20 protein-coding genes and 1 pseudogene are annotated in these 20,965 nt (G+C 37.8%); 8 read left to right on the top strand and 13 right to left on the bottom strand.

Annotated features, from left to right (window positions below; all coding sequences use genetic code 11):
• Positions 1-783: DNA/RNA nuclease SfsA (gene sfsA, locus MW688_RS08680; protein ID WP_486735567.1), on the bottom strand; the 783-nt coding region annotated here is incomplete at its 3' end.
• A gap of 105 nt (positions 784-888) precedes the next feature.
• Positions 889-1,329 carry an SRPBCC family protein gene (locus tag MW688_RS08675; protein WP_486735566.1) on the bottom strand — a complete coding sequence of 147 codons (441 nt, stop codon included), beginning with the start codon at positions 1,327-1,329 and terminating at the stop codon, positions 889-891.
• Between the two features lie 266 nt (positions 1,330-1,595).
• Between MW688_RS08675 and MW688_RS08670 the strand changes: the two genes are divergently transcribed.
• A complete protein-coding gene (locus MW688_RS08670; RefSeq protein WP_486735565.1) occupies positions 1,596-3,284 on the top strand; it encodes a mechanosensitive ion channel in 1,689 nt (562 codons plus the stop codon).
• A gap of 153 nt (positions 3,285-3,437) precedes the next feature.
• Here MW688_RS08670 and feoB read toward each other — a convergent pair whose 3' ends face one another.
• Together feoB and MW688_RS08660 are read right to left on the bottom strand one after the other, a co-directional pair.
• Complete coding sequence (gene feoB, locus MW688_RS08665; RefSeq protein WP_486735564.1) at positions 3,438-5,273, bottom strand: ferrous iron transport protein B; 1,836 nt, start codon at positions 5,271-5,273, stop codon at positions 3,438-3,440.
• 70 nt (positions 5,274-5,343) lie between these two features.
• Positions 5,344-5,595: a FeoA family protein gene (locus tag MW688_RS08660; RefSeq protein ID WP_486735563.1), complete on the bottom strand. Its 252-nt coding sequence runs from the start codon at positions 5,593-5,595 to the stop codon at positions 5,344-5,346.
• Positions 5,596-6,151: 556 nt separating this feature from the next.
• On the opposite strand from MW688_RS08660, the gene MW688_RS08655 reads away from it, so the two are divergent.
• From MW688_RS08655 to MW688_RS08630, 6 genes are all read left to right on the top strand, one after another.
• Positions 6,152-6,361: a TOBE domain-containing protein gene (locus MW688_RS08655; RefSeq protein ID WP_486735562.1), complete on the top strand. Its 210-nt coding sequence runs from the start codon at positions 6,152-6,154 to the stop codon at positions 6,359-6,361.
• Between the two features lie 60 nt (positions 6,362-6,421).
• Positions 6,422-7,099: a response regulator transcription factor gene (locus tag MW688_RS08650; protein WP_486735561.1), complete on the top strand. Its 678-nt coding sequence runs from the start codon at positions 6,422-6,424 to the stop codon at positions 7,097-7,099.
• 31 nt (positions 7,100-7,130) lie between these two features.
• Positions 7,131-8,459, top strand: a complete 1,329-nt coding sequence (locus MW688_RS08645; RefSeq protein ID WP_486735560.1) for a sensor histidine kinase — start codon at positions 7,131-7,133, stop codon at positions 8,457-8,459.
• An 84-nt stretch (positions 8,460-8,543) separates the two neighbouring features.
• Positions 8,544-8,900, top strand: a complete 357-nt coding sequence (locus MW688_RS08640; RefSeq protein WP_486735559.1) for a hypothetical protein — start codon at positions 8,544-8,546, stop codon at positions 8,898-8,900.
• Positions 8,901-9,386: 486 nt separating this feature from the next.
• Positions 9,387-10,064, top strand: a complete 678-nt coding sequence (locus MW688_RS08635) for a Fe2+-dependent dioxygenase (RefSeq protein WP_486735558.1) — start codon at positions 9,387-9,389, stop codon at positions 10,062-10,064.
• Between the two features lie 21 nt (positions 10,065-10,085).
• The gene (locus tag MW688_RS08630) at positions 10,086-10,643 is read left to right on the top strand and encodes a PepSY domain-containing protein (protein ID WP_486735557.1); all 558 of its coding nucleotides are present in this window, start codon (positions 10,086-10,088) and stop codon (positions 10,641-10,643) included.
• Between the two features lie 488 nt (positions 10,644-11,131).
• Here MW688_RS08630 and MW688_RS08625 read toward each other — a convergent pair whose 3' ends face one another.
• The 9 genes and pseudogenes from MW688_RS08625 to MW688_RS08585 form a co-directional block, all read right to left on the bottom strand.
• Entirely contained in the window at positions 11,132-11,539 is a 408-nt protein-coding gene (locus tag MW688_RS08625; protein WP_486735555.1) for a type II toxin-antitoxin system death-on-curing family toxin, read from the bottom strand.
• Between the two features lie 4 nt (positions 11,540-11,543).
• On the bottom strand, positions 11,544-11,768 hold the full coding sequence (locus tag MW688_RS08620) for an AbrB/MazE/SpoVT family DNA-binding domain-containing protein (protein WP_486735554.1): 225 nt from the start codon (positions 11,766-11,768) through the stop codon (positions 11,544-11,546).
• Between the two features lie 182 nt (positions 11,769-11,950).
• A complete protein-coding gene (locus MW688_RS08615) occupies positions 11,951-12,175 on the bottom strand; it encodes a hypothetical protein (protein ID WP_486735553.1) in 225 nt (74 codons plus the stop codon).
• Positions 12,172-13,935 (bottom strand): S8 family peptidase, encoded by a 1,764-nt coding sequence (locus MW688_RS08610; protein WP_486735552.1) that lies wholly within the window; start codon positions 13,933-13,935, stop codon positions 12,172-12,174. The genes MW688_RS08615 and MW688_RS08610 overlap by 4 nt, the downstream gene beginning before the upstream one ends.
• A gap of 97 nt (positions 13,936-14,032) precedes the next feature.
• The gene (locus tag MW688_RS08605) at positions 14,033-15,706 is read right to left on the bottom strand and encodes an L-lactate permease (RefSeq protein WP_486735550.1); all 1,674 of its coding nucleotides are present in this window, start codon (positions 15,704-15,706) and stop codon (positions 14,033-14,035) included.
• A gap of 376 nt (positions 15,707-16,082) precedes the next feature.
• Positions 16,083-16,277: a hypothetical protein gene (locus MW688_RS08600; protein WP_486735549.1), complete on the bottom strand. Its 195-nt coding sequence runs from the start codon at positions 16,275-16,277 to the stop codon at positions 16,083-16,085.
• Between the two features lie 105 nt (positions 16,278-16,382).
• A pseudogene (locus MW688_RS08595) lies at positions 16,383-16,523 on the bottom strand (class I SAM-dependent methyltransferase); the annotation flags it as partial.
• Between the two features lie 84 nt (positions 16,524-16,607).
• Positions 16,608-16,877, bottom strand: coding sequence for a hypothetical protein (locus MW688_RS08590; RefSeq protein WP_486735548.1), 270 nt, complete (start codon positions 16,875-16,877; stop codon positions 16,608-16,610).
• 312 nt (positions 16,878-17,189) lie between these two features.
• Positions 17,190-17,570 carry a hypothetical protein gene (locus MW688_RS08585; RefSeq protein WP_486735547.1) on the bottom strand — a complete coding sequence of 127 codons (381 nt, stop codon included), beginning with the start codon at positions 17,568-17,570 and terminating at the stop codon, positions 17,190-17,192.
• Positions 17,571-17,726: 156 nt separating this feature from the next.
• Between MW688_RS08585 and MW688_RS08580 the strand changes: the two genes are divergently transcribed.
• Positions 17,727-20,870, top strand: a complete 3,144-nt coding sequence (locus MW688_RS08580) for a TIGR03032 family protein (RefSeq protein WP_486735546.1) — start codon at positions 17,727-17,729, stop codon at positions 20,868-20,870.
• Positions 20,871-20,965 lie beyond the last annotated feature (95 nt).

The raw sequence follows: 20,965 nt of genomic DNA, 5'->3' as shown, positions 1-20,965 counted from the left end.
CTTTTGCAAGCCCCCACTATAATCGGTACTCCGATGATCGTGGTGGGATGTTGACAGAGATTCAAAGCCAAAATCAGCAATACCTAAATAGCTTATACCTTCTGGATGAATAGCAAAACGACAAGGTAAAATAATTAAACCTTGTTGATAAGCTTTGCGGAGTAATTGACCATAAACAGGATCTTGGCGATCGCCAGAACTAAAACTAGTACAATCACCACGATTAATAAAATAAAGCATTACCGCCTTCGCCTCCGGTAACAAACTAGTCAACTCTTCTATATGTTTTTGACCTCTGGTACTTACTGTATCAGGAAATAGAGCCTTTGTACCTTGGGAAAGGGTAGCACTTTTTACTTCTATATAAATAGGTCTTGCTCCCCCTGTTAGCATAAAGTCTATACGACTATGTTTTTGTTGTCCAATTTTTACTTCTGAGTAAATTTGTTGATATTTACCCAGTTGAGGAAAAAGATGCTTTTCTAGTGCTAATTTAACTACACGATTGGGTAAATTAGTATTAACTCCCACCCAAGTTGGCTTAGTATCATGAACTTGGATCATTTCCCAAGTGTAAGCTAATTTTCTTTTAGGGTTATTACTGGGAGAAACTTGTACTAAACTACCTGGTTTGCATACTCCCGTCATTTTACCTGTATTGGGACAATGGGCAACAATTATTTCCTGGGATTCTAACTCAATTTCTGCCAAAAAGCGTTTATAGCGTCTGAGTAAAATACCTGGAATTAGAGGGGGATAGCGATAAATTAGGTTTGTAGTCACTAGCACAGGTTGAGGATTAATCAGTTATCACTTTACATTTAATTGAAAGAGCTTCATTTTAAAAAGGGATAGAAGTTAATCTATCCCTTTAATTCTATTTTACCATCAATCGCTACTTTCTGCGATCGCTTTTAGTCTTTGCAATTGTGCCTGCATATCTTGTTTCGTCAAGTTAGCGGCAAAAACATCAAAACCAAAACTCACCAGAGGATTAGGAATATTAAATTCAAAGCGATTGATGAGATTAGTGCCAGTTTGGGTTGGTTGACATTCCCAGCGATCGCATCCTTGGAAAAAACCGTCAAATTCCCAAACAATCAAACCTGTTTCTCTAGCTACCACCTTACTTTCTAGAGTTGGTTGCCAGCCTGGAATTTTGATAATAAAACGACTACGACTTCCTAATTGAGTACTCCATGCTCCCACTGGTTTACATACTAACATGGGATTTAACCAACGGTGCATCATTACTTGATCTGTTATACAGTAATCTACCCTGTTGAGATCGCAGTTAATTTCGATTGATTGTGTAAGTATACGAGACATAAGTTTATTAATTATTCTAGAAATAAATGAATAGTTAATTTAATAAATATTAACAATTCCTCTATTTAACTTGTTGTATTAGTCTTTATGATAGGGAAACCAAAAAGCATGACTTATAAATCCATCTATAGATTTATGCAATAAATTAAAAACTATGCTATAGCTGAGTGTAAGTATTTAAAAACTAAAACAATCACTAGTAAAAATTTTGTAAAACTATTATCATTCAGATTAAAGATTAACTAGAAGAGGAAAACTGTTGATCAATGAACCCAAATATATACAGTAGCTTATTTTTAGCTCAATTTGATTGGAACCAGACAAATGACTTTTTCAATCAAGGAATAGGTCAAGATATCTTAAACATTATCAAAGCCGTAGTAATTCTGGTAATTGGCTGGATAGTCGCGCTTATTGTGAAAAGTATAGTTACCGGCTTACTAAAAAAGACAAACGTTGATAACAAGATAGCTTCCTGGGTAACTGGGGGTGGACAAGAGGCCAGAAATTTTCCTATAGAAGAATGGATAGGAAATATTGCTTTCTGGATTGTGATGCTTTTTGCCGTGATTGCGGTATTAAATTCTCTAGAATTAGAGGCAGTATCTACTCCTCTCAATAGCTTATTAGACCAAATTGCTCGTTTTGTTCCCCAAATTGCTGGTGCTGCTTTGCTACTAGCATTAGCTTGGTTATTAGCAACTATAGCAAAACTGATTGTGAGCAATGGTTTAAGAGCAATGCGTTTAGATGAACGTATTGGGGAACAATTCCAAGATGATGAAGTAGAAGGTAGAGCCCAAACAGCTACAACTACTACAGAAACTACCCAGTCAAATCAGTTAAATATCAGCAACACTATTGGTGATGCTGTTTACTGGTTTATCTTCCTGCTGTTTTTACCAGCAATTTTGAGTACTCTAAAATTAGAAGGAACTCTAGGACCAGTACAAGAACTCCTCAACAATATTTTGGGAGTTGTACCAAAAATCTTTGGTGCGTTTCTAATTGCTGCGGCAGGTTGGTTTATTGCTCAAATTGTGCGCAAAATAGTAACTAAGCTGTTAGCAGCTAGTGGAATTAACCGTATTGGCGCTAATTTTGGTTTATCTACAACCCCAGGAGGTCGTAGTTTATCTTGGATTATTGGTACAGTCGTCTATGTGATTATTTTAATCCCCACAGCAATTGAGGCTTTAAACACCCTAGATATCGAGTCTATATCTCAGCCGGGGACACAAATGCTGCAAGATGTCTTGACTATAATTCCCAAGATTTTTGCCGCCTCTGTTGTTCTCATCTTGGCTTATGTAGTAGCTAAGTTCGTAGGCGATTTTATTACAGACATCTTAACTGAGATTGGTTTTAATAATATCTTTCAATGGTTAGGAATCTCTAGACTCACCAGAACGGCTTCTACTCCTGACCCCGAAGTAAGGTCTGATACTACTGTAGTAGGAGCTACAGGAACAGTTCAAGATTCTCAACCTGGAAAAGCAGCACGTCTACGTCAACGGACTCCATCAGAATTAGTTGGTATTATTGTCGGTGTGGCAATTATGCTAATTGCTAGTTTAACGGCAGTAGACATCTTAGGTATAGAAGCATTAAAGACTGTAGTGGGGATTATTCTTTTCTTAGCAGGTCAAATATTACTAGCTTTAATAATCTTAGCGATTGGTCTTTATATATCTAATCTTGCTTTTAACTTCATTATTAGTTCTGGTATTCGTCAAAGCAGAGTTTTAGCACAAAGCGCCAGAGTTGCTATACTTGTGCTAACTGTGACCATGGCTTTACAAGAATTAGGCATAGCTGCTTCTATTGTTAACCTAGCTTTTGGTTTACTTCTAGGCGGAGTAGCTGTGGCAATTGCCCTTGCCTTTGGTTTAGGTGGCAGAGAAGTTGCTGGTGAACAACTACGTGAATGGTTAAATTCTTTTAAAAATCAGTAGTTTATTAAATAAATAATTTTATACAAGGGGGCGATGTTTTGTCCCCCTTTTTTTTGGTTCAATTGTAGGTTGGGTTGAGGTAACGAAACCCAACAATCTAACTTGTTGTCTCCGACTGGTTGCTACCTGACACCTAAAAGGCAAGTTGGTAACTTAACTAATAAATTGATAACCTTGATAGAAAATAAGACTAATCATCCAAGCCACAAATAGGGGAATAACTACAGAAATAACAGTAAAGCGTAGGGAACGAGATTCACCCCAAATCGTCGCTAGAGTAGTTAAACAGGGGATATATAGTAAACTAAATAAACAGTAACTAAATCCTTGGGCAAAAGTTAAAGATTCACTGAGTTTTACCCCTAAGGCATCTTCACTCAAACCATAAATTACTGTTAAAGCAGCGATTTGCACTTCCTTCGCCACAAAGCCAAAGATGAGAGAAACACTAAGTAGAGGGTTAATCCCCAAAGGCTGCATGAGAGGAGCAAAAATTTGACCAATTTTACCAGCAAAAGTATCTAAGCCTTCACTACCAAGGGGAAAAGTAGTTAAAAACCAAATCGAAGTTGTCCCAATCACCATAAACATTAATAGTCGGCTGACAAACTGTTTCATTTCTCCCCAAACTCTCAGGAAAACTTGTTTGAGGGTGGGAAAACGATAAGGAGGTAATTCTAAAATAAAAGGTTCTCCTCCCTGAAAAAATTTGTTACGACTAAAAATAGCTGCTATCACCAAAGCTGTGGCAAAACTAATCACATATAGCAGAAATAGAGCGATCGCTCCTTGAGTTTTGGGTAAAACTGCTGCTAAAATAAACACAAATACCTGTAAACGTGCTGAACATAGAGAAAAGGGAATTATTAACATTGTCAGCAAACGTACTGCCCGACTCCGCATCACTCTAGTACCCATGATTGCTGGCACATTACAGCCAAATCCCATCATTTGTAAAACAAAACCCCGACCATCTAACCCCAATTTTCCCATTAATCCATCCATGAGGTAGGCGGCGCGAGACAGATAGCCACTATCTTCTAATATGGACATCATTACAAAAAATATAGCCACCAAAGGTAAAAAAGAAACCAAGGCGGCAAATCCTGCCCAAATCCCATTAATCAATAAATCTTGTAATAAGAGTGGTAAAAAAGATACTATTGGTTCTACTATAGTACTTTGTAACCATCCAGTTATAGCATCTACTGGGTCTGCCGAAGGAATACCAATACTCCAAATTACCCAAAAAATCAGGAACATCGAGAGAAAAAATAGGGGTAGACCCCAAATTGGGTGTAAGAGAATAGCATCAATACGATTAGTAAAAGTTACCGATTTAATCGAAGGCATCTTGACGGCATTAGCTAAGATTGTTTCTATATCTCTCTCTTCTATGGGGGTATTAGCTAAACTAGTCGATACGTCTTCTATTTGATATGCTTCTACATGCTTATCTAGAGACTTGGTAATTTCTATTCTAGCCCTAGCGCAACCTGTACCCTGTTTCGCACTAATTGGATAAACAGGCATTTCTAGGCGTTTACTTAATTCTGTGGCGTCAAATTTAACACCATAACGTCTAGCTTCATCAGCCATATTTAGGAGTAAAATGGCGGGTAATCCTAAAGCTTTAATCTGCAATGGCATTTTGATTTGTCTATCTATTTGAGAAGCGTTGACAATTACTAAAACAAGATTAATAGCATAGTTTTCTAAAAATTTTTTTACTACTTTTTCATCATCGCTAAAACCATTGAGGTCATAGATACCTGGTAAATCTACAAACTCTACTTTTTCTTCCCCCAACTTCACTACTGCTGTAGCTAAATCTACTGTTAATCCCGGCCAATTGGCTACTCCTGCGTTAGCTTTGGTGATATGATTAAAAAAAGTAGATTTACCAGTGTTTGGTTGTCCAATCAGCGCTATCCGTTTTTTTACATCCCGGTGGTTAGTAATTACACTGGGTGAATGGCAATGAGTCATGTAGAATTACTCCCTAGTTATCCTTATGTAAACTTATGTAAAATTGTGAACCCTACTCTTATCCTAACTTTTACCTTTTGCCTAGGGCTACAACTTTAATTAGTTGGGCTTCGCGGCGGCGAATCGCAATTTCTGTAGTACTTCCTACCCGTACTTGCAGAGGACCTCCCCAAGCCGCTGAACGAATTACACACACAGGCTTATTAGCAGTAAATCCCATGGCTTCTATACGAGTTTTCAAGCCTGCTTCGATTACTCCTTTGTCTGTTTCTATGGTGTTGACAAGGGCAACTTCTCCGGGGTTTAAATCATTAAGAGTCATATAAATTTAAGGGCGATCGCTTTTTATTTATGATAGTGCATTTATGATTTAGAAGGAATCAGAAGCAATTTCTTTTTTGAGCTTAACTTTGCAATCTCTACGTAATCTACGATAACATAAATACTATAAGCAAAATACTAACCCAAACTCATGGAAAGCGATAGCCAATCAAGTCACTTATCTTTAGATGTATCGACTCAACTTCCCCACCTGCACACCTACCCTGTGTGGTGTTGTGGATGGTAGGTAAAGATAAAAAAATCTTTAAGTTGCTCTCTTCTCTCTTCTCTAGACTATAATTAAGAATGCGCGAATGCGCGAATGTATAGCAGTACAAAAAATGGTGTTTTACACATAGACTTGAGTGAAAGGAGACACCAAATCAGGAAACAGAAAAATGTCCTAATATTAAGGCGTGAAGCTATATTTATTATTAATAAAAAAGATAATAATATTTAACAATTATTTGACAAATAATTGTTAAATATTAAATAAAAAAATAAATTATCTTGTTTTTTATGTTAAAATTATTTCAATTTTAATTGAGAAGTAAAAAATGAAAATCAGCACTAGAAATAGTTTTAAAGGAACAGTAAAAAAAATAGTCATGGGTGCAGTGACTGCTGAGGTGACTTTAGAAATTGCCTCGGGAGTAGAAATAGTATCAGTTATTACTAAATCTTCAGCAGAAGAATTAGGATTAGCTGAAGGTAAAGAAGCTTATGCTTTAGTAAAATCAACAGAGGTGATGGTAGCTGTAGATTAATTAATCTAGAAAAAAACTTTTTTTGACAATCTTCAGAAAAATTACCAAAATTATCATAAGATGAAAATTTTATTAGTTGAAGATGATCTTCGGATTACTAAAGCGATCGCAGAAGCCTTAACTGATATGTATTATACAGTAGAAGTAGCGGGAGATGGCCAATTAGGATTAAACTTTGCTCTCACGGGTAATTTTGATTTAATTATTTTGGATTTGATGTTACCTAAGCTTAATGGAATCGATGTTTGTCGTCAACTTCGACAACAGGGAATCAGTACACCAATATTGATATTAACAGCAAGAGATACAAGTAATGATAAGGTTTTAGGGCTAGATGTGGGGGCTGATGATTATGTGGTCAAGCCTTTTGATTTACCGGAATTACTAGCCCGTATTCGAGCTTTGTTAAGGCGTAACACAGTTTCTCATTCTTCAATTTTAGAATGGGAAAAACTTACTCTTGATTTAAATCAATGTCAAGTAGCTTATAATGATACTCCTATCCTTTTGACTCCAAAAGAATATGGTATCTTAGAATTATTTATGCGCAATGGCAGTTGGATATTAAGCCGTCGTGTTATTTTAGAGAAAGTTTGGGCTTTTGAAGATGTGCCTGGTGAAGAAACCGTTAAAGTACATTTAAGAAGTCTGCGGCAAAAGCTTAAAACGGCGGGAGCCCCTTCTAACTTTATTGAAAACATTTATGGTTTGGGATATCGACTCAACCCGAGTTTATAATCAGCACTTAATCAAAATACGTAATAAACTGATGCTATGTTACTTGCTCGTAACTAGTATGATTCTGGGAACCTTTTCAGTAACAGTTTATTTAATAGTAGCGCGAGATCGTCACCATCAATTTAATACCCACTTACGTCAATTAGCTAATACATCTGCAACAAGTTTAGATCTGATTCAACACGAATATCACGAATTGCTCACGGAAGAAAAATATTCAGATTATGTGCCCCTTCAAGAAAACGGCAGACCAATATCCCTGACTCTGTTTCAACTTTTAGGGAAATATGAAAACGATTCGGTCTTTGATTTAGTAGCAAATCCCCTCACTCTGGAAAATCAAGGAGTTGAATGGTTTAATAACAATCGTCAACTCTTGGTAAAGCAAGGAAGTGTTTTCTCTTCCGCAAGATTACCAGAAAAGATAGACTCAGAAGGGATGTGGAAGCAAGAGGGGGTTATCAGGATTTTTATTTTACCTGTTTACAAGGTTTCGTCTCGGCAAAAACCTTTTTTAGTTGGCTATGTGCGGGTTGCTGAATCAACGACTAATTTAGATTTAGAATTACGTCAATTGCAAAGAAGACTTTTTTTAGGTGTAATCATAGTATCTGGTTTAGTAACCTTCGGTGGCTTCTGGTTAACCCGTGAGTCTTTAAAGCCTGTTTTGGGAAGCTTTGAACAACTCAAGCAATTCACCACTGATGCTGCTCACGAGTTACGAAACCCCCTAACAGCTATTCGGGCTTCAATTGCAGTAATGCAAAGCCATCCTGAACGTATTCATCCCTCTGATACTGAAAAATTACAAGCGATCGCCAGTTCTTCTGAGCAAATGAGTCAATTAGTAGACGATTTATTGTTGTTGACGCGGATGGATCGAAAGGTTCTCAAAGAGCTAGTTTGGAGAGATATTGCTTTAGATGAACTGTTAGAAGAATTAGTATACTTGTATGGCGATCGCGCTGAGGAAGCCCAAATTGCTCTTAAATACCAATTCACCCCTAATCTAGAAGTAAAGGGCGATGCAGTTCAACTAGAACGCTTATTTGCTAATTTATTAACTAATGCTCTACAATACACTCCTAGTGGAGGTACTATCACTGTTTCTCTTCAGCGCTTAGGTTCACAAGCTCTCATAAATGTTGAAGATACTGGTATCGGTATTGCTCCTGATCAATTATCCCATATCTTTGATCGCTTTTGGCGAGCTGACAAAGCTCGTAGTTACCATACAGGAGGCACTGGATTGGGGCTGAGTATTGTTAAAGCTGTTGCTCAAGCCCACGGTGGCGATATTACTGTGCAGAGTCAGATCGGTTCTGGAAGCTGTTTTACAGTTATCTTACCTTTGGATTGAATATTTTTGATTCTTCTTTCCTAGTTCTTTACTTTTTGGTATTTATTATTGGGACTGTAATAACTAATAGTAAATAATCTAATTATGAAGTCTAAAGCTGTTGCATTATTTCTAAGTCTTAGCCTGGCAACTACTCTAGTTGCCTGTGATGGTGGTACTACCTATGAAGGTGGTGAAGAAGGCGGTACCGAACCTACGCCTATGGATGAAGGTGGTGAAGAAGGGGGTACCGAACCTACGCCTATGGATGAAGGTGGTGAAGAAGGGGGTACCGAAACTACGCCTATGGATGAAGGTGGTGAAGAAGGCGGTACCGAAACTACGCCTATGGATGAAGGTGGTGAAGAAGGGGGTACCGAACCTACGCCTATGGATGAAGGTGGTGAAGAAGGCGGTACCGAAACTACGCCTATGGATGAAGGTGGTGAAGAAGGCGGCTAGTCTCAAGCATTCTCTCACACTTATATAGCAGTATAAAAAACGGTGTTTGACATTTTCAAGTGGTGAACCCAATACTAGCCTAACCTCACATCTTCCACCAGTACTTATGTACCAAATTATTGTGGTCAAAAGTTCATTTCTCTTTCGCCGAAGATTGCATCAGGAGAACAAAAATACTGAATACGCCTTTTTGGTCAACCAATTTTTAAGGGCGATCGCATTAATTCTTTAACTCATTACTCCTTACTTCAAGACTTCAAGACTTCAAAACTTCAAAACTTCAAAACTCAACCACCACCAGTAGCTTTTGCTAAAGGTAGAAGATCTGAGCTAACTATTCCCTGTTCCGGTGTTCCCGTATCAAGTAGTGCTATATCTTTTACTAAAATATGGCGAGAAAACCTCGCGCTTGATGCTATTCTTGAGCATCAACTTTTGGAAAAGGTGCAAGATCTGTTTGTTTAACTCTACACTTATTTTATCCCTATGATTACATGTATTGATCAGGTTATAAGTCCTGAAAATCTTGATAAAATTTACCAACTACTCGAAAATGGTGAGTTTATCGATGGCAAACTCACGGCTGGAACTTTTGCTAAACAAGTCAAAAATAATGATCAACTCAAAAATGGCAGCAATACAACTCAATCTATAAGAGTAATCATCAAACAAGCACTCCAGAATAATACTCTTTTTCAGGCGATCGCTCGTCCTAAAGTAATTCGTCCACCAATTTTGAGTCGCTATAGCGTGGGTATGGCTTATGGTTGGCACGCTGACAACGCTGTTATGGGAAACAATAAAGAGAATCTCAATCGTTCAGATATCTCTTTAACTATATTTTTGAGCGATCCAGACAGCTATCAAGGCGGTGAATTAGTAATTGATACGGGTTTAGGGGAACAGACTTTTAAGTTATCCGCAGGTTCCATGGTTGTCTATCCCTCTACTTTTCTTCATCGTGTTGAGGAGGTAACAGAGGGGGAGCGATTAGCCGCAGTTACCTGGGTTCAAAGTCTGGTACGAGAGACTCATCATCGCGAAATTTTATTCGATCTCGATACGGTGAGACGTTCTATTTTTGAGAAATACGGTAAAACCGTTGAGTTTGATTTACTATCTAAAACCCACGCCAATTTACTCCGGCAATGGGTAGAAATCTAAGAAAAACTATGGTGTAAGAACATGAACATGATTAATTTCCGCAAGTTACATCGTAAAATTGCTCCCATTTTGTTTCTTCCTCTATTTTTAACTGCTTTAACAGGAATTGCTTATCGTCTTGGGAGAAGTTGGTTCGGCATTAATGATGGCGTTGCTAGTTTCTTTATGACTATTCATGAGGGTCGATATCTCGGTCGAGGGTTAGTTCCTTTTTATGTGTTGCTAGTAGGCTTAGGTTTACTAGGATTGATTGTTACTGGTTTAACTATGATCAAACGTAAAGTTGCTAAAAATCAACCTCGAAAGGATCAACGCTGGGTACATCGCATTCTAGCTTTGATAGCTTTTCTGCCTCTACTAATAAGTGCGGCTACAGGAATAGCCTATCGTTTAGGTAACACCTGGTTTGGTATATCAAGGGAACTAGCATCAATATTAATGACTCTTCACCAAGGTTCTTATTTAGGTCCAATCTTTAGACCTATATACGTGTTGCTTGTAGGTGTAGGACTACTTGGTTTACTAGTTACGGGTATTCGGATGACAAGAATCTTCTCTAGAAAAACACCAAGCATTTAGAATACGGGAATGTATAACGCTACGGACAGGTAACCTCTCTTGTTGCACATTTTTAAACCTTTATATAGTAGGGGCGCAAGGCTTGCGCCCTTCTGGTGCTAAAGGGGCTGATTTTGACATTATCACTCTTTTGAGCAATTTGTCCTCTCCTTCTCAAGAAATTCCCTAAAGGTCGTACAACCCAACAGATAATAGTTGGAGATAAGTTAGATTGTTGGGTTTCGTGACCTCAACCCAACCTACTAGCTAAGATCTTGCAAAGGTATACCAATTTTTAAGCGTTGAGCATTAATTCTTTAACTCATTACTTCAAAACTCATTACTCCTTACTCATTACTTAACCACCACAAATAACTTTGGGTAAAGATGCAAGATCTGAGCTAAAGGTCGTACAACCCAACAGATAATAGTTGGAGATAAGTTAGATTGTTGGGTTTCGTGACCTCAACCCAACCTACTAGCTAAAAGGATTTTTTCTTCAGATATTGTCAAACACCTTTGTGGAAGTACCGGAAAAAATGCTCCCGAATCCAAAAGGCTAACTCTTCTTCTGAAAGCTTGCTTGCCGCGAGCGCAATCCAAATTTGATATTTTTCTTCATTAGACGCCTGAATATCATAGCCGTTGAGTTTGAGAAAAGTCCGCATCACCACATAAGCTGTTCTCTTATTTCCATCCACAAAAGGGTGATTCTTGACAATCCCATAAGCGTAAGCTGCTGCCAAAAAAGCAACATCAGGAGGCGATTGAGAATAAGCCAGAAAGTTTTTAGGTCGGTAGAGTGCGCTTTGTAACAACCCCTTGTCTCGAATTCCTTCTAATCCTCCATGCTCCGCCAGTTGACGGCGATGAATGGCCAGAACAACCTCATCTGCTATCCAAATTAGCTCCTTCACATACCTAGGTCGCTAACTTTCTCAAAATATTGCGGTCTTCACGCATCACTTCTTCGGCGACTTCCATTTGCTTGACAAATTCGGGGTCATAGGGAGTAAGCTCAAAGCCATTGGGCGTTTCCAAAACGTAGAGAGTATCTCCTTTACTGATGCGAAGCTTTTCCATTAACTCTTTCGGAAAAATCACCCCCGCAGAGTTCCCTACCGTAGTAACTTTTAACGTGATCATCGGTTTTTTGACTAACTGGTTATAACAAATAATATAACATTGACTAAGGTCTATCTACAACCTTACTAAGTAGGATGTAGGGATAAAAACATAAAGATACGCGCGAAAACCGGATTTGATATTAAAAACGACCTATCTATTTAGATAGGTCGTTCATGTTATCCAGATGTAACTAACAATAACTAATCAATGAGAGTAAAAGACTTAACCTCCAAAATAGGACCAATCATGGCCATACTCATCACATCATCTCTAATTACCCCTTCTACACTACATTTAGTACCAGAATTGAGTAATTCAGAGGGAGGATTAGTTAACTCATAGGTCTCCCCTGCATCGCTAACTAAAGCCCAAGTACCCACACCGATATCTTTGTGAGTAACTGTGCCCTTTACTTGGATACTCATGCTATTTGTTCCTCATCTTTACTCGCAAGATAAGCTAAGCCGAAACATAATAGGGCATTAGCTATCAAGAAATAGGGAGAAATAGACCCTAAACCCCAGACTTGTGGAGAAACTACAGCATTTACTGCTAAACAGGAAGCCATCCCGATACTAGTACCGACGGCAAACCATTTACCAGTTTTATTTCCTGATAGTAAAGCAATCAGTAAAAAGGGTATTAACACACTGGCAAAGATAGGATTCAAACTCGTAGTCCCCTGTACTGCGTTACCTAGTTCAGCGATGGAACTACCCATAAGTCTGAAAGGCCACTGGGGTAAATCAAAGATATAGAAGCCTTTGAAGATAAATAGACCGGAACTTCCCATAATTAGACCATTAGTCAATGACCAACTCCAACCGAAGGGGAAGTAGTAGCGTAATAACAAGGCGAGTAAATAGGAACCCAAAACCATGGCTAATTTTGGTAGTAAAGCCACGGCACCTCCATCAATCCAGAAACGAGGATTGAGATAACCATTATCTCTTAACCAACGGAAAAAGTCACGGAAACTAACTTTTCCACGCATGGCTATAGAAACTGCGTTACCTGCGTCTAATTGACCTGCGCCATAGTGATTGAGGGGGTCTTCTTCTATTTTTAGAGCGGATTCTTTTAAAACTGATAACACCTCTGCGGGTTCTTCTACTCCTACAGCTTTAATCATTGCTGCTACACCAGCTACGTGGGGTGCCGCCATACTAGTGCCTTGGAAACCTGCAAATATTGCTTGACCAGTACGAGGATCGATGGTGTTTTGGATAACTTTACTACCAGCACCGCCTCCAGGAGCAGAAATATCTACACCAGCACCATAGTTAGAGTATTCAGCTTTGTTACCGCCTCCATCTAAGGCAGAAACGCTGATTACTTTGGGATACCGCGCGGGATAAGATGAGGCATTTTCGTTGGAGTTACCAGCCGCGGCAATAATTACTACTCCTTTTTCGTAGGCATAGTCTATGGCTTCTTCCATTAATTGGCTGCTACCGCCGCCACCTAAACTCATGTTGATCACATTAGCGCCATTATCTGCGGCAAAACGAATTCCTTCGGCAATATCAGCGATTGTTCCACCACCACTTGCACCGAGAACTTTGATGGGCATAATTTTGGCTTCGTAGGCAACACCAGCTACCCCATAGTTATTATTGGTTGATTGAGCGATGGTACCAGCTACATGTGTACCATGTCCTACATCGTCAGCGGCATCGGTGCGATCGTTAACAAAGTCATAACCTGGTACAAATTTGGTCTGTTTAAAATCTGGTACTTGGCTGACTCCAGTATCAATCACTGCTACAGTTACACCAGCGCCTTTGGTTTCATCCCAGGCTTTTTCTACGTTTATGCTTCTCAAATTCCACTGTTTACTGTAATCTGGGTCATTGGGCGCCATTAAGGCACTATAAACATAGTTGGGTTCGATGTATTCTGTGAATTTTTTCAAGGGTGAATGGCGCAATTCCTTGAGGAGTTTTTCTTCTCCTTCGATAACGTAAATATGATCATCTACGCTAAATACACTGTTTAAGCTTAGATCTCGGTCGTATTTAGAGGAGATCGCGTTGATTTCTTCTCTAATATCTACTTTTGCTAAATCTTCGCGAAAATCTAGTACAATAGAGTTGTACTCACCTTCTGTTGCTAGTCCTGAAAACTGGGACAGTGCTAGACATATCCCGACTACAAACAAGGCGATTAATAATAATCTTTTCATTGGCAGTTACTTCTCTTGCTAACTCCTATATTAGTACTAGCATAACCTATACTACTCAAAAAGTTTGGAGTCTTCTTCTCAGGCTATCTGAAAATCCTCAAGAAAACAAAAATACAGCTAAAATTCCTAATAATCCGGCAAAAACAAGATAGTAGATCGTAGGAAACAAAAGTTTACGAATCAGTAGCCCTTCTCTCCCGATGAGACCAACTGTTGCTTCAGCAGCTACAATATTAGAGACACAAATCATATTGCCAGCCGAGGCGCCAACACATTGCAAGGCCACAATAATCACTGTTGATACTTGGATTTGAATAGCTACTCCAAACTGAAATAGCGAAAACATCAAATTGCTAACGGTTACGCTTCCTGCCACAAAAGAACCAATCATCCCCACGAAAGGAGCAAAAAAGGGCCAAGTTTGACCAGTTATAGCTACCATACCATCTGCTAAAGTTAGAGGCATACTAGATAGTCCAGAATTATTGACTCCCGAGTTAATAAATACTCTAGCCATCAATACCGCAGCCCCCAATGCTAAAGCGGTTTGTTGTAATGTTGGTATAGCTTGGCCAATTGCTCTTTGCAGACTGCTAACCTTCATCTGATGTATAAAAAAGGTAATAATTACCACAACAATAAACACTGTTGAGGGAAGATATAGGGGTTTACTGGTCGCCGTTACTTCAGTACCAAAAATATCTGCCCAACTAATCACCAATGATTCTAACCAGCCACGAATCGGCAAAAATTTCAACCGACTTAACATCAATAGTGAACCTAGTAGAATATAAGGAAGCCAAGCCTTGAAAGCAGACATCATTTTACCTGGAGGTTGGTTAGAGATATTTGCTACTCCTCCTGACCAAATATCTGGCCATTGGTCACTAGGAGGAAAATCCCAGGTTTGTTTCGGTACAAGAAATCCGCGACTTGTTGCTGGCACAACTATTGCTAGTCCAATTAAACCCCCAATTAAACTAGGAAATTCTGGTCCTAAAATTAAAGCTGTACATAGATAGGGTATCGTAAAGGCTAAACCGGAAAATAGAGCAAATTTCCAAATTTCTTTGATTTCTGTAATTGCTGAACGACCCCTACCAAAACCTGTGGTAATTACTACCACTAAAATTAACGGGATAAAAGTACCGATAATACTGTGAAAAATCGCTGTCTGTTGTCCAATATTAAATAAATATTCAGCTTGGGTGATACCTAAATCGCTTATTTTTTCTTCTACAGCAGGTACTCCAGCTAAACCTCCATCTATTCCAATGATAATCGGAGTTCCTACCGCGCCGTAGGCAGATGGTGTACTTTGGATAATTAGTGCTGCTATTACCGCGGCCATAGCTGGAAACCCTACAGCCACTAACAGGGGTACAGTAATTACAGCAGGGGTCCCAAATCCTGATGCCCCCTCAATAAAACTACCAAATAACCAAGCAATAATAATCACTTGGATGCGGCGATCGCCTGAAATTCCCAATAAGCTTTGACGAATGGCCGTAATTGCCCCAGATTCCTGTAAAGTATTGAGCAGCAAAATCGCACCAAAAACAATAAGTAGTATTTCTGCCGCCGCTACTAATCCTTGTACACTAGAGGCCGCTACTTGTAGAAAAGGAACACGCCAAACTAAAAGAGCGATCGCCACTGTCACTATATAGGCGATGGGCATTGCTTGACCTGCTGGTCTTTGAGCGATAATCAGTAATAAGAATACCGTAGCAATAGGTAATAAAGCTATTAATGAGTAAATCAACAACATAATTTTGGATAATTTTAAGTATTTTGTTTATTCTTAACTATGTTGCTATTTTATTTTGTTCAATTCAATTAAAGTTGAAGTAAATCATAAAAAAAAATAAAGTTTTATGAGCTTGAAGTTCATAATAAATGCTATAAGCGCGTTTTTCCTCTGCTCTTGAAAGGTTAACAGATTTAGGAACGGTGAGACAAGAGCGCTTCTTTGCGAAGCCTGAACGCCCACGCCTGACCGGGAACAAGGAATAGTTAGGCTAATAGTGGGTTCACAACTTTTATCTGTCAAATACCGTTTTTTGTACTTTTATAACTTTCTCAAATATTTTGTTGCCAAAATAGTTTTTGTGCGTTACATTTCCTTAACGCACCCTAAACTTTATTTACTTAATTTCTTGATCAACTTCGCAGTTGCGATACATACAATAAGACTTAATAAAACCGTAAACATATTCTCGATAGACTTTAGCTTCAGGAAATAATAATTGTAGCTCAGATAACTCTATTACTGTAGTATATAGCATAAAATTAGCTTTAAACCTTTCTGGTCTTGGTCTTTTTTTCCAGTAATTAATCACTGCTTGTTTAAGAGGTTCAGGATAAAACCACCAAAAAAAGACATCACTATGAGATTCAAGGGGAAACCATTTACAAGGGGTTTGAACCCAATAGTTCGGGGCTAAACGTCTAGCATTCTTAGCGAAAGCTGCTCGTTTTTCTTCATCACCAACATGTTCAATAACACTGTTACTAAATACAATATCAAAACTATTATCAGCAAATTGAGAGGCATCACAAGCATCACCTTGGACAAAGGTAAACTTTTGTTTCCAATTTTTTTGAGGGTTTGATGAATTATAGCAATGAGCAAATAGATGTTTACAGTTATCATGAAAAGCCCCCCTTTGTTAAGGGGGGTTGGGGGGATCTGTAAATATAAATATTGTTAACACTACAACGCTCATTGCTATAAAACCATAACCCTTGGAGAGATTTAAAAGAGTTACATCTAAATTTAAATCAATGGTTTCCCATATTTCTGGTAACCCGCCTAAATCTATAATTTTACTCCCATTTTTGATAGGCATAAGTCTAATAAAGTCTTTCATGCGTCTTTGACGCCATATACCTTGCATCTTAGTTTTAATCTGTTTTTGGATTCCAATTTGTTGTTGCATTTGGTTTTAAATCTAAATTTAATAATTGCTCAATAATTTTGAATTAACCTGAATTATATCATTAAACACAGAAAGTTTACTAGCAGATTTAATTTTTTAAGCAGAGGGTTTTTTGACTTTGATGCAGAAAATAATTGCCCTCATAGTAGTCTTACGTGTTTTTTTGTCGTTTATGTACCCTTTTCAGGGATTATTAGAACAATTCCCAAATCCCCAATACTAGTGAGGTAAATTTTCTGTGTCCTTTTCTTTCTTATATCTTATGTTAAAATGTATGTTTTCTGGAACTGAAAAAGGTTATATTGATACCTGTTAAGATAAATTACTAAAAATGTTATTAATCATACCTTTGGTTTTGGCTTCTAAATTATCCCAACTAATCTCCCCAGTATCTTCAATCAAGTTAGCATCGATTTCTACAAATTCATTACCTGTATCCAAACCTGTATCCAATTGATAATTGCTAAAACATATTTTAAAACATAGTTGCCAGATATCAACCTTGACAGTAGAATGATCTTTAGTCAAAATAAGCTGATAGCCAGGTAGTGGAGTCTCAATTTCTTGATATTTTCCCTGCCATTGAGAATTATCTACTGCTTTACGTAAATTATCAATAACCCTAATTAGAATAGGCTGCATTAATAATTCTGCTTTTTTCCAGGTTGTTTGGTCTCTAAATTTTGGCTGCATGTTGAGTGAGTCAGAATAAAAGGAAATTTAAAGTTCACTTTGTGTATCATTAAATATATCATTATACAGTTATTTTGAGAAATCAAACTAAGTGAAATGCGATCGCCCTTCTTTCATCTTATCAAAAATTTGTTGTTATCCAAATAGGCTTTATTTATGGTTTCAGATTTACAGAGTGTTCATACTAATACTTTCGCTCAAATTCTCGAACAATTAGGCATATCTATAGTAGTGTCTACTTATCAAGCAGGAAAAGTAATCATTCTCCGTAATGATAACGGTGTGATTAACACCCACTTTCGTAACTTCAGTAAACCAATGGGTATGGCTGTAGGCAACAGCAGAATAGCGATTGGTAGTAGTTATCAAATTTGGGATTTACGCAATGTTCCAGCAGTAGCACCAAAATTACCACCCCAGGGAAAACATGACGCCTGTTACCTACCAAGGAAGATTCATTTAACTGGGGATATTGATATACACGAAATGAGTTATACAGATGAACAACTATGGTTTATTAATACCAAATTTTCCTGTTTATGTACTTTAGATCAAGAGTATAGCTTTGTACCCCAATGGCGTCCACCCTTTGTGACTGCTTACGACACCAATGATAGATGTCATCTCAACGGTTTAGCCATTAGAGACAATCAACCCAAATATATCACAGCCTTAGGAACTACTGATACTCCCCAGGGTTGGCGAGAAAACAAAGCTAGGGGGGGGATACTTATGGATATTACCAATAATGAGTTTATCTGCCAAGGCTTATCCATGCCTCATTCACCCCGTTGGTATCAAGACAAATTGTGGGTTTTAGAATCAGGAGATGGTAGCATAGCTCAAGTAGATATGCAAACAGGTAAGCTAAATGCAATAGCACAATTACCAGGTTTTACCAGAGGTATTGACTTTTATGGAGATATAGCTTTCATTGGTTTATCTAAGGTAAGAGAAAGTGCAGTTTTTAGCGGTATTCCCATCACTCAGAGACTAACAGAACGTATTTGTGGAGTATGGGTGATAAATATTACTACAGGAAATATTATCGCTTTTTTACGCTTTACCACAGGAGTAGAAGAGATATTTGCAGTACAAGTTTTACCAGAACAACGTTTTCCTGATATTATTAATGACGAACAAGAGTTATTAAGCTCTTCCTATATAATTCCTGATGAAGCTTTAGCAGAAGTTGCACAAATTTCTCCTGTTGATATGGAAGCAGCGAAACAAAAAGAAGTAGAAGCAAATAAGCTGACTTCTTTTGCTGTAGTTATTCCCATCAAATATATCCCCAACCAGACAGAATTACCAATTAAACCTACCCTAGACAGTATAGAAGCGAGTATTAACTATTTTCAAAAACATCATAAGCAAGCCGATAGTTTTAGCTACGAAGTCATCATTGTTGATGATACTATTGGAGATGAAACAGAAAATATAATTAAACCTTTGATTGAGGGTAAATCCTATTACCGATATTTGCGCCATTATCAAACTCTTGGCTTCAATGTGACTAAAAATACGGGATTTAATGCTGCTAATGGCCAAGCTATTTTTTACTGTGAAGCTGGTAATTTATTTTTACCTGCCCATATACTAACTTGTATCAATACTCTCAATCAACCTTTACCAGAAAACACCAAATCTTTGATGGTTTTAAGAGGTAATTATCCTGCTGTAGTTAAAACTAAATTTACGATTGAGAATCAACAAAATAGTGATAATTTAACAGAAATCGATGAAAGTTTATTACTAAATACCTGTGTCCGCAAAGCAGCTCACGATTTTATAGCAGGCTTTCCTCATCAAGAAGTTTTTAAATTAACCAAGAGAAACTACGAAAACTATGTTTATTTAGAAGCTTTAAAAACCTGCTTTTATGTTGTCAATGTAGAAAAAGAAACAGTAGTTAGTAATGAGAAGTATATAGAAGCTAATTTTAAACCAAATAAGGCAGATAATCAATATTTACCAACTCTCAAAAGCATTTTTGAAGGACAAAAAGCAGCTTTAGTAAGTAAAGCCCAAACTAAGATTAAACCAGATGAAGTTTTTATACTTGGTAATCAAGCCTTTAATAAGGGTGATTTCATAGCCGCAGAAAAACACTATAAACATTGCTTGTTTTTGCATCCAGAACATGTACACGCTCTGTATAATTTAGGAGTGACCTATTTAGAACAAGAAGCTCATCATGCTGCTGAAACAATCTTGTTACAAGTAATTAAATTAGAACCAAACTACGCAGAAGCTTATAATAATTTAGGCAATATCTACAATCGTCGCAACCAACTATCAACAGCAATTAACTACTATCATCAAGCTATAGAAAGGCGCTATCAATTTCCCGATGCCCACTTTAATTTAGCCATGACTTTATTACAATTAGGAGACTTTAAAAAAGGTTGGGAAAAACATGAATGGCGCTGGCAACGGGCAGATTTTACGCCGTTTCAATGTCCTCAACCCCAATGGCAGGGAGAAGATAGACCAGATGAAACTATATTAGTACATACAGAACAGGGAGCAGGAGATACAATTCAATTTATTCGTTATATACCTTTGATAGCGTCTAAATTTAAATCAATAATTCTCTGTTGTCCAGAAAATTTGGTGCGCCTTTTAGAAACTATACCGGAGATTGAACAGATTTATACTCCAGGAGAGATTCCTAATACTTTTGCTGTGTATTCCCCTTTGATGAGTTTACCCTATTCTATGGGTACAACTCTAGAGTCTATACCAGCTAACATACCCTATTTAGGGGCAGGGTTGAATAACAAACAACTTAGTCTTAAACTAGATAAGTTGATAAATAAAACAAATAAGCTGAAAATAGGCATTGTTTGGGCAGGTAGTCCAACTCATACTAATGATCGACATCGTTCTTGTAATTTAAACGATTTGCTCCCCCTATTGTACCTACCAGAGTTAGAATTTTATAGTTTACAAAAAGGCCCTAAATCATCGCAAATCGCTGAATTACCTTCAGAAATTAATTTAACTGATTTAAGTAACTATCTGGGAGATTACGCAGATACAGCGATCGCCCTTGGTTATTTAGATTTAGTAATTAGTGTAGATACTTCTGTAGCTCATCTGGCTGGGGCTTTAGGTAAACCTGTATGGACTCTTTTAAGCTTTAATCATGATTGGCGCTGGTTAGTAGATAGAGAAGATAGTCCCTGGTATCCTACGATGAAACTCTTCCGTCAGTCCCATCCTCATGATTGGCCTGGAGTTATTGAACAGGTGGTAAGAGAAATAAAATTAAGTATAAATACTGAAAAATCATGAGTATCTCACATCTTCCACCTTTGCCAAAAGTTACTGGTGGACTCAGATCTTGCATCTTTACCTAATGTTACTGGTTGTGGATGAATAGTGAGTTT

This window comes from Johannesbaptistia floridana (assembly GCF_057440575.1).
Note: the sequence above shows the minus strand (reverse complement) of the source record. Positions and strands in the feature narration are given on the sequence as shown.